General features: G+C 67.5%; 7 protein-coding genes and 3 tRNA genes. 2 read left to right on the top strand and 8 right to left on the bottom strand.

Annotated features, from left to right (window positions below; translation table 11 throughout):
* Positions 1–281: 281 nt before the first annotated feature.
* The 8 genes from IEY55_RS24545 to IEY55_RS24510 all read right to left on the bottom strand — a co-directional run bounded on the left by IEY55_RS24545 (position 282) and on the right by IEY55_RS24510 (position 5,202).
* Positions 282–1,466, bottom strand: a complete 1,185-nt coding sequence (locus tag IEY55_RS24545; RefSeq protein ID WP_229686721.1) for a helix-turn-helix domain-containing protein — start codon at positions 1,464–1,466, stop codon at positions 282–284.
* Positions 1,467–1,479: 13 nt separating this feature from the next.
* Complete coding sequence (locus tag IEY55_RS24540; RefSeq protein WP_189060904.1) at positions 1,480–1,794, bottom strand: putative quinol monooxygenase; 315 nt, start codon at positions 1,792–1,794, stop codon at positions 1,480–1,482.
* Positions 1,795–2,510: 716 nt separating this feature from the next.
* Positions 2,511–2,584, bottom strand: a tRNA-Phe gene (locus IEY55_RS24535).
* 30 nt (positions 2,585–2,614) lie between these two features.
* Positions 2,615–2,691 (bottom strand) — tRNA-Asp (locus IEY55_RS24530).
* Positions 2,692–2,716: 25 nt separating this feature from the next.
* Positions 2,717–2,789 (bottom strand) — tRNA-Glu (locus tag IEY55_RS24525).
* A gap of 375 nt (positions 2,790–3,164) precedes the next feature.
* Positions 3,165–3,305: a hypothetical protein gene (locus IEY55_RS24520; RefSeq protein ID WP_189060903.1), complete on the bottom strand. Its 141-nt coding sequence runs from the start codon at positions 3,303–3,305 to the stop codon at positions 3,165–3,167.
* A 607-nt stretch (positions 3,306–3,912) separates the two neighbouring features.
* A complete protein-coding gene (locus IEY55_RS24515) occupies positions 3,913–4,536 on the bottom strand; it encodes a ScbR family autoregulator-binding transcription factor (RefSeq protein ID WP_189060902.1) in 624 nt (207 codons plus the stop codon).
* 426 nt (positions 4,537–4,962) lie between these two features.
* Positions 4,963–5,202 (bottom strand): hypothetical protein, encoded by a 240-nt coding sequence (locus IEY55_RS24510; protein WP_189060901.1) that lies wholly within the window; start codon positions 5,200–5,202, stop codon positions 4,963–4,965.
* A 1,340-nt stretch (positions 5,203–6,542) separates the two neighbouring features.
* Between IEY55_RS24510 and IEY55_RS32210 the strand changes: the two genes are divergently transcribed.
* Positions 6,543–6,986 carry a hypothetical protein gene (locus IEY55_RS32210; protein ID WP_229686712.1) on the top strand — a complete coding sequence of 148 codons (444 nt, stop codon included), beginning with the start codon at positions 6,543–6,545 and terminating at the stop codon, positions 6,984–6,986.
* 215 nt (positions 6,987–7,201) lie between these two features.
* Positions 7,202–7,843, top strand: coding sequence for a UdgX family uracil-DNA binding protein (locus tag IEY55_RS24500; protein ID WP_229686719.1), 642 nt, complete (start codon positions 7,202–7,204; stop codon positions 7,841–7,843).
* Positions 7,844–7,905 lie beyond the last annotated feature (62 nt).

The raw sequence follows: 7,905 nt of genomic DNA, 5'->3' as shown, positions 1-7,905 counted from the left end.
TCCACAGGAACCGCAAACACCGCAGTCACGTGATCTTCTCCCGTAAGTCAGGGACCCACGGGCGGACTGGCCGACAAGACCCAGCGCCAGCTACGCTCAACCAAGCGCACGGAACCGCAAGTTCGGCGCTGGGACCCCGCGGGTAGCCGCCCGCTAAGTCCACCTCTCGGCCCGGTCGGGGTAGCCGCCCCACCGGGCCGTTTTGTTGACAAGAACGAGAGTACCCGCACTCAAAGTGCGGGTCAACACTTTAAGTGCGGGTGCTTTAGCAAATGTCCGGCTTAGATGGGAAGTCCCAGGTCAGCGACGAGCTGACGAAGATCAGGACTGTCGGAGAAGCCCGACTGAGTGAGGTCTGCGAGGACCGCTCGCACGAGCGCGTGGGAGCGAACCTGCTGCGGCGCGATCTGGTCCGCCCGCCGAAGACACGAGACCGCTCCGTCGAGGTTCCGGCGCTGAGTATGCGCCCGCGCAAGATCAATTAGGAGCCGCGCTTGTCGTTCGGCAGACAGACTCGAAGCGTCAAGCGACTCTCCAACCCGTATCGCCCGCCCAGCGTCGCCTAGCTCGACCGCTACGGCCACCTCGTGGAGCTTAACATTTGTCGGCCCAAACTCAGTATCATAGTCATTGCGATCCTTGCCCAGCGTGGCAGCAGCATCCTGTGCGTCCTGAAGACGTTCGTACGCCTCGTCCCCTTCGTCTATGCGAGCCGCTACTACGGCCAATTGCAGGTTCAGTGCACCCCACAACGAAAGTGCAGCTGGATTGTCCTTACTTTGCACCGAACTCAACGCCTCAGCCGCAGTGGACGCAGTTCTGCGTGCCAACTCGAACCACCGAGCACCTTGGAATACGAGCGTAAGCCGAAATGCGCCCTCTGCCATGAGCAACGGATCATTAGCCCGTTCTGCAGCACTTATCGCCCTATCGGCGGCAACCCACGCAGCAGAAGTTTCGCCCACCTTCGAGAGAACAGCTGCGGCAGCGTGGTAAGATTTTGCGAGCGATGCGAAAAGGCGTTTCTGGTCCTTGCCTGCTGTCGAACGCGCCGCCCTCTCCATGTCTGGCAGCACTTCCAACAGCAGCTCGCCAAGCTGATCATACGATGAACTGTGCGTGTAATCCCACGCCAAAATCGCCGAGTCGACCATTTTTTCGACGTCGACGTCCTGTGACCTTTGGAGAACAGCACAAAGCGCGTCAGAAGACGTCAGAGCAAGAGCTAGATCGCTCACGACTTCGGGCTTCTCAGGCGAAACTGCCGCAACCGGTACATCAGGAGCAAGCTCAGCAAGTGGCACGTCGAGTACCTCTGCAACTCGCTCAAGTACCGACATACGGTCAATCTTGCGGACACCGCGCTCTACCTGACTCACCCAGGTTTCCGAGCGGTCAACCAAGCTGCCAAACTCCTTTTGAGAAAGGCCACGCTTTTTCCGCTCGGCAGCTATCCGGCGCCCCATCGCACGCGAATCATTAAGCACTCGTGTTCAACCCCTTGCCCCCAGTAGGAGTCACAAACTCAACACGCACGTCGCTGAGGCATTGCTCACGCTCGCGCAGAAACCTCTTAACATGCAACTGTGACTCGTGATCTTCAAACGCAGACTGATCCGCGTACAGCTCGTAAAACACCCGCGACAAGGGTGAGTCAGCGACCGTATGCACCACGTACAGAAGAGTCCCAGGCTCCTGTTCCCGAATCTTCGGGGCAATCTCAGACACCAACTCGTCAAACATGCGGGCAGAGTCCTCATCTCGCAACTCAAAGCGCACGACTAGCCCGAACATCAGCCACACTCCTTCTTAGACAACCCGCACCTATTGTACGACCTATCTCCCTAGTACGAACCTAGCACTAGGAGTGTGTCCCGTCACCTGGCGTACGTCGTGAGAACTTTCTCTACCTGGTCAAGGCGGCCCGCCTGCGGCGGGCCGCTCGGCCGGCAGGCTGGGACCCGCCCGCGCAAGCCCGCTCGGCCCCGGTGTCCGTGTCGCCCCGGCAAGCGGGCATGCGGCCTGACGGCCGGTCCCGCGCCGGGGCGACGGAGTGGGCCGGCGGGCGCACGGGCGGGACAGGACGATCGGCGCCCCGCCGGTCGGGCCGCAGAACAGGAAGAGAAGATGCCCTCGCCGGGCGGGCAGGTCTCCGGGATAGCCCGAACGGCGCAACGCTGCGGTTCGCGGTGGCCGCCCTGGCGCGCCATCCCGTCGACCTCCCCAAGGGCTACCACGCCGCGTCAAGGGGGCAGTCCGGCCGGTAGGCTGCGGACCCAGCGCAGGCGCCCCCTTGACACGACGTGGTCGGGCGTTGCCAGGTCGACGGGATGGCGCGAGCGGCCCCACTTTGGTAGGGGAGACAACCCGAGTCGAGTCCGAGCCGTGCAACCCGCGTGCGAGTAGCAGCGGTCAGCCATGGTCAACAACGGGCAGCAGCGGATCAGCGGCCACGCAGACCAAGATCACGAAAAAACCCGCCGACCTGGGAAAGGCCAGCGGGCTGAAGGTGGCCAGGGGCGGGGTCGAACCGCCGACCTTCCGCTTTTCAGGCGGACGCTCGTACCAACTGAGCTACCTGGCCGGATGCGTCCGGCCTCATGGCCGATCGCTGTGGCGACCCCGACGGGACTTGAACCCGCGACCTCCGCCGTGACAGGGCGGCGCGCTAACCAACTGCGCCACGGGGCCTCGTGGCAATTCACTTGTCTTGCCGTGCCCCCAACGGGATTCGAACCCGCGCTGCCGCCTTGAAAGGGCGGAGTCCTAGGCCGCTAGACGATGGGGGCGTGGTCCGTGCGGCGTCCCGCCGGACCGGGCACCCTCCAACGGGTCCCGTTGGAAGCACCGAAAGCTTAGAACACGATCCCGCCAGACACCAAAACGAGGGCCTGCGACGCCGGTCACGGACATGATCACCGCAGGTAGAACGGCTGTTGCCGGTCGGGCCGCCGATCGTGGAGCCTTCCGATCACGAGCCCGCCGCCGCTGTCCGGCCGGATCGCCCCGGTGACCGGTGCGGCATCGCCTACACCCCTATCCGCAGGTTAGCCACCCCGGGCGCCGATGTTCTCGCGTATTCCTGGCCCGCCCGCGACGCCACCCAGCCATGGGGTGTCGATTCCCTCAACCTCGGGAGTGTCGTCGGTCACCTTTGCCGCGAGCTACCCGCGGGTGCCGGCCGGGTCCAGCACCGCGAGGGCGATCTCGCCGACCCGGAAGAACCGGCGGCGGTGGATCAAGCCGTTGCCGAGTTCGGGGCGATCGACATCCTGGTCGCGGCACACGCCCGCAGCGGCAGTCAAGCACCTCGCGGCCCGCATGGCCGACGAACCGGACGTGTCCTGGGCGACCAACGTGCGCGGGACGTTGCTCTTGGTCCAGCGCTATGCCGAGATCCGCGACCACGCACGACCCGGCGGCCGGGTCGTCAGGTTCACCTCCGGCCAACACCGCTCCCCCCTTGCCGACCGAGCTGCCCTACGTGGCCAGCAAGGGTGCGCTGCAGCAGCTCACGATGAGCCTCGGGGCCGAGCTGGCCCCACGCCGTGACGGTCAACTGCGTCGACCCGGGCCCCGTCGACACCGGCTACACCCAAGATGCAACGCACCGCTGGGGGGCGCGGATGCCGTTCGGCCGCTGGGGCGGTCCCGGACGACATCGCGGACCTGATCTGCTGGCTGCTCAGCGATGCCGGCGCCGGATGACGGGGAAGACGCTGGAACACGACGGCGGATGGTCGCTCCACCGATGACGCCCCACCCCGTCCGAAACCAAGTGACACGTGCAGCAGCACGACAGCGGAACCGGGGCCATGAACAATTCCGTCCGTGCCGCCCCAGGCACCCCGAGGCTCCCACCAACGAGGAACAAGGAACTCAGCCGCACCGAGTCCGAAACCGACGGCCCGCTCAACGCACTGCGGCGTCCTCCCAGTCGTGCAGCCACTCCTCCGCCGCGACCCCCTGGAGCAGGACGGGCCACAGCTCCCGGGTCCGCTCCACCACGTCGGCACAGCGGTTGAGCGCGCACGAAACGACGCGGGCACCAACCAAGGCCGCGTTCAGGACGCGGGCAGCGCTCGCCGGCTGCACTCCCTCCCGTAACAGGCCGGCGCCGGCCGCCCCGTCGAGCATCTCGTGCAGTGCCCGCTCCCACAGCGGATACGGGGAGGGCAGGCCAGCGTCGATCGCCCCGCCCTCGCAGGAGAGCCGCACCCCGGCCCGCACCACGGCGTCGGTGGCGATCCGCTCGACCACGTCCCCGACGAACCCGATCAGTGTCTGCAGCGGGTCACAGCCCCGCCCGGCCCACCGCTCGCGAAGCTCCGGCCAGACCGCCTCCTGAGCCCCGATCAACGCGGTGGCCAATGCCTCCTTGGACGGGAAGTGGAAGTAGAAGGCCCCTTTGGTGACACCGCTGCGTCGCAGGATGGCGCTCAGCGGGGTAGCCGAGTACCCGGCGCGGTCGAACTCCTCGGCAGCGGCGGTGAGGATGGCGCGGCGGGTGGCATGGGCCCGGTGCTGCTGCGGCATTGCGGCTCCGGCTCGTCAACGCCGTTCGGCGATTCCCGCTCCGGGGTGACCACCGGAGCACCGAGCGACGTAAATGATCACCAGCGGGGGGTGAAGTTACCCCTTTTCACCCATTCGTGCACGCGTTCCACGCAACGCGTCCGCTGAATGTGCGGATCCGCCGTCACCACACGTAGCTACCTGTGACATTGCCGAAAAAGGAGACCGGTCGGTATTTTTCTCACCGGGCCTGAACGTGCAGGCGCACCGACGGGGGGTGCGCGCCTGGTGCGGGTCGGGCCAGGCGGGGAGCCGGCCCGAGGTCGCTCAACCGTCGGAGTGAGGTGGGGGCGTGCCCACCGGGTCCCGCCGGTCGGCACGCCCCCACATCACTCCCGTCGCGTCGTCTGGTTGCTTTTCCTCGCGAAGGACACCTACCGGCGCCAGCTAACGGCGTACCGGTGGGATGCCGTCCGCGTCTGGCACCAACCCGAGCATCTCCAGCAACATCCGGCAGTCCTCGGCGTTCAACGCCCCACGAGCCACCGCCAGGCGCGCCCGGTGCACCTGTTCGGTGGAGATTCGGGTGGGTTCGGCGTTGCGCTGCGCCGGCACCGCCGGCCCCTGCCGGACAACCGAGTCTTCCTGCTGCCACAAGAACTTCCGCACGTCCAGCGACCCGTTCATGGCGCCTCCCCGACTTGGCTTCGCGCACAAGCTATCCACGGACCCGCACCCCCGCAGCCCCCCGGAGAGTGATTCAGTAGACACTCTGCGTAGCAAGATGCTCGGCCTCCCTGTTCCGCCCATGTCCGCTGTGGACGCTTGCCGGAACGCCCGACGGACGGGCCACTTCTGTCCCGCCCGGATGCCCGTCGCGACTGGAAACCAAACCAGCCCCGAACGGAGCAGCGTGGATGACAGCGACCGGGACGACCGACATGGTCAGGGGAAGTCGAGCCAGGCAAAGTGCACGGCGCCGGCATCACTGGGGGTAACTATCCACAGTGGACTGTCTTTCACCGGGAAGGCGCTCGTCCAGCCTCGCGGGCCGCACGACCCACGTGGCGGGGGAAGGGCGAGTTCCACAACCGACCGCAACGCCGTGCACACGAACGGTAGTCGAGCTCCCGCTTCGGCCGACATGGTTCCTCGTTTTCACCTACCCCAAAGGGCCTCGGTAGCTGTCAACCACGCACGGACCATCCCCGCTGTCGATCCCAGCCCACTGTGGACGTCCGCGGGCGTGGGAGGGCAACAGTTAGGACTCCGAACAATGGAGTCGCGTCGCGGCTGGGACACAACACAACCGTTTTTTTGGTCCATCTCACTCCCAACTCACCCGTGCGCGTGCAACAATCCCCACGCTGACACACCCCCGGTCAGCGCCTGTGGAGATCCCCTCCGGCCCCCGCGTTCCTCCCCCTGGCGCGGGGGCCTCTCCACGCCTGAACCCGTGCCGGGCAGTATTAGGGCAGCGCGACACCGGCTGCGAACGGGTGAGCGGTCGTGTGCCGACGTCGCCGAGTGGGCCAGCGATCGAACCGGCCACACCCGCCCAGCCAGGACTTTCCCGCTGCTCTCCGGGGACCCCGCTGGTGCGGCCCGCGACCTCGTTGCGCTGCGGCTCGACTGTGGTTCCCGAGGTTCCTCGCCTCCCACCCACGCAGGACACGCCTTGCCTTGGTCGCCACGCCGCCCGGCCTGGCCCCGCACAACCGGTTGAGCATGCAGTCACCGAGGTAGCCGTGCTCCACGGTCATGTTGGCGGGGTCACGACATGGTCCCTGTCGGCGCAGCCCCACATTGCGAGTACGCGGGCGCCAGATCCCTGCACCGGTACCCCTCAGCCAGCGACCACAACCGAGCACCGCGGTTCGTCCGCGACGCCCATCGCGATCACGGTGCTGACCTCGCAACTCGCGCCCACGGTCCCGCATTCCGCCCTGGAGCGGCACCGGAGCGGCCCGAGTGGCGCACGACACACCCGGCTGGCGCTTCGCAACCGAACCGTTATCGTTGCCGCCGTGCCTCTAGGACTGAGCAAGATCGGCAGAGCGGGCAAGCCCTCCGGCCCACGCCACCAGCGGACGGGATCCGCGCAGGTCGAGGGCGCGGAGCCGGATCGCGAGCTGGACTCCTACCTGGCCGCGCTGGCGCCCGAGGCCGATGTGGAGACGACCGACACCGGGCGTCGCTTCGGTAACGCGCAGGTGTACCAGCTCCGGCTCTCCCTGAAGGCCAACGAGCGGCTGCGGCAGCTGGCCGCCGAGGCGAACAGCTCCCCGCTGGCGCTGGCCACCGAGTGGATCATGCAGCGGCTCGAGGAGGAGACGCACGAGCCGCGTGCCGCCTGGAAGACCTACCCCGACCTGCGCCCGGTCGGCGAGCCCGCGGCGGAGGAGCCGGCTTGGCCGACGCAGGAGGACGTGTCCCAGTGGGAGACGACCCGGCACGGCTGGCGGCTGTGAGGTCGTCCCCCGTCCGGGGCTGAGCAGACTTCCGCCGGTTCGACAGACCCGGCATGCCGGGTGTCCCGGTCCCCGCGGGGCATCTCGGCGCCGCCCCTCGCCACGCGCCTCGAACCCGAACCGAAGCGACGGCGAGGTACTCGCGGCGCACCAGATCAGCGTGGCCGGTCGTGTCGAGGTGCTTGTTCCGGCCCCGCTCCGGGTATCCGGATCGGGTGGTCCGAGGAGCCAGCGCCGCCGAGTACGTCCCCGCCACCGCGGGCCTGGGCGAGCTGCGCGCTGCGGCCGCCAGCTGCCGGGGCTGCGACCTCTACCGCAACGCCACGCAGACAGTCTTCGGGGCGGGTGACCGCAACGCGCGTGTGTTCCTCATCGGCGAGCAACCCGGCGACCGCGAGGACATCGCCGGTGAGCCCTTCGTTGGGCCTGCCGGCCGCCTCCTCGACCGCGCGCTCGCCGAGGCCGGCGTCGACCGCACACGCACCTACGTCACGAACGCCGTCAAGCACTTCAAGTTCGTCCCGCCCGAGCGTGGGAAGCGTCGGCTGCACAAGCAACCCAGCGCCGCCGAGGTGAGCGCCTGCAAACCTTGGTTGCTCGCCGAGTTGCGGCTGATCCGGCCCGAGGTCGTGGTTCTGTTGGGCGCCACCGCGGGGAAGGCGGTGTTCGGGCCAAAGTTCCGGGTGGGTGAGCACCGTGGCGTGCCGGTCGACATGCCCGAACTGGACGGCGAACGGTACGGGATGGCCGTGGCCACCGTGCATCCGTCTGCCGTCCTGCGGGCCGACGACCGGGAGGCGGCATATCAGGGGCTCGTCGACGACCTCCGGGTTGTCGCCCGTCTCCTCGAGCGTTGAACAACGCCCTGACGCCATCACCTTCGGCGCGACGAACAACCGACCCGGTAGCCGCGGTTGGG

Source organism: Longimycelium tulufanense, from assembly GCF_014645795.1.
Lineage (GTDB): Bacteria > Actinomycetota > Actinomycetes > Mycobacteriales > Pseudonocardiaceae > Longimycelium > Longimycelium tulufanense.
Note: the sequence above shows the minus strand (reverse complement) of the source record. Positions and strands in the feature narration are given on the sequence as shown.

Excerpts from the sequence above, each read along its gene's own strand:
- IEY55_RS24545 (WP_229686721.1), bottom strand. The coding sequence starts at position 1,466 with ATGGGGCGCCGGATAGCTGCCGAGCGGAAAAAGCGTGGCCTTTCTCAA.
- IEY55_RS24540 (WP_189060904.1), bottom strand. The coding sequence starts at position 1,794 with ATGTTCGGGCTAGTCGTGCGCTTTGAGTTGCGAGATGAGGACTCTGCC.
- IEY55_RS24515 (WP_189060902.1), bottom strand. The coding sequence starts at position 4,536 with ATGCCGCAGCAGCACCGGGCCCATGCCACCCGCCGCGCCATCCTCACC.
- IEY55_RS24510 (WP_189060901.1), bottom strand. The coding sequence starts at position 5,202 with ATGAACGGGTCGCTGGACGTGCGGAAGTTCTTGTGGCAGCAGGAAGAC.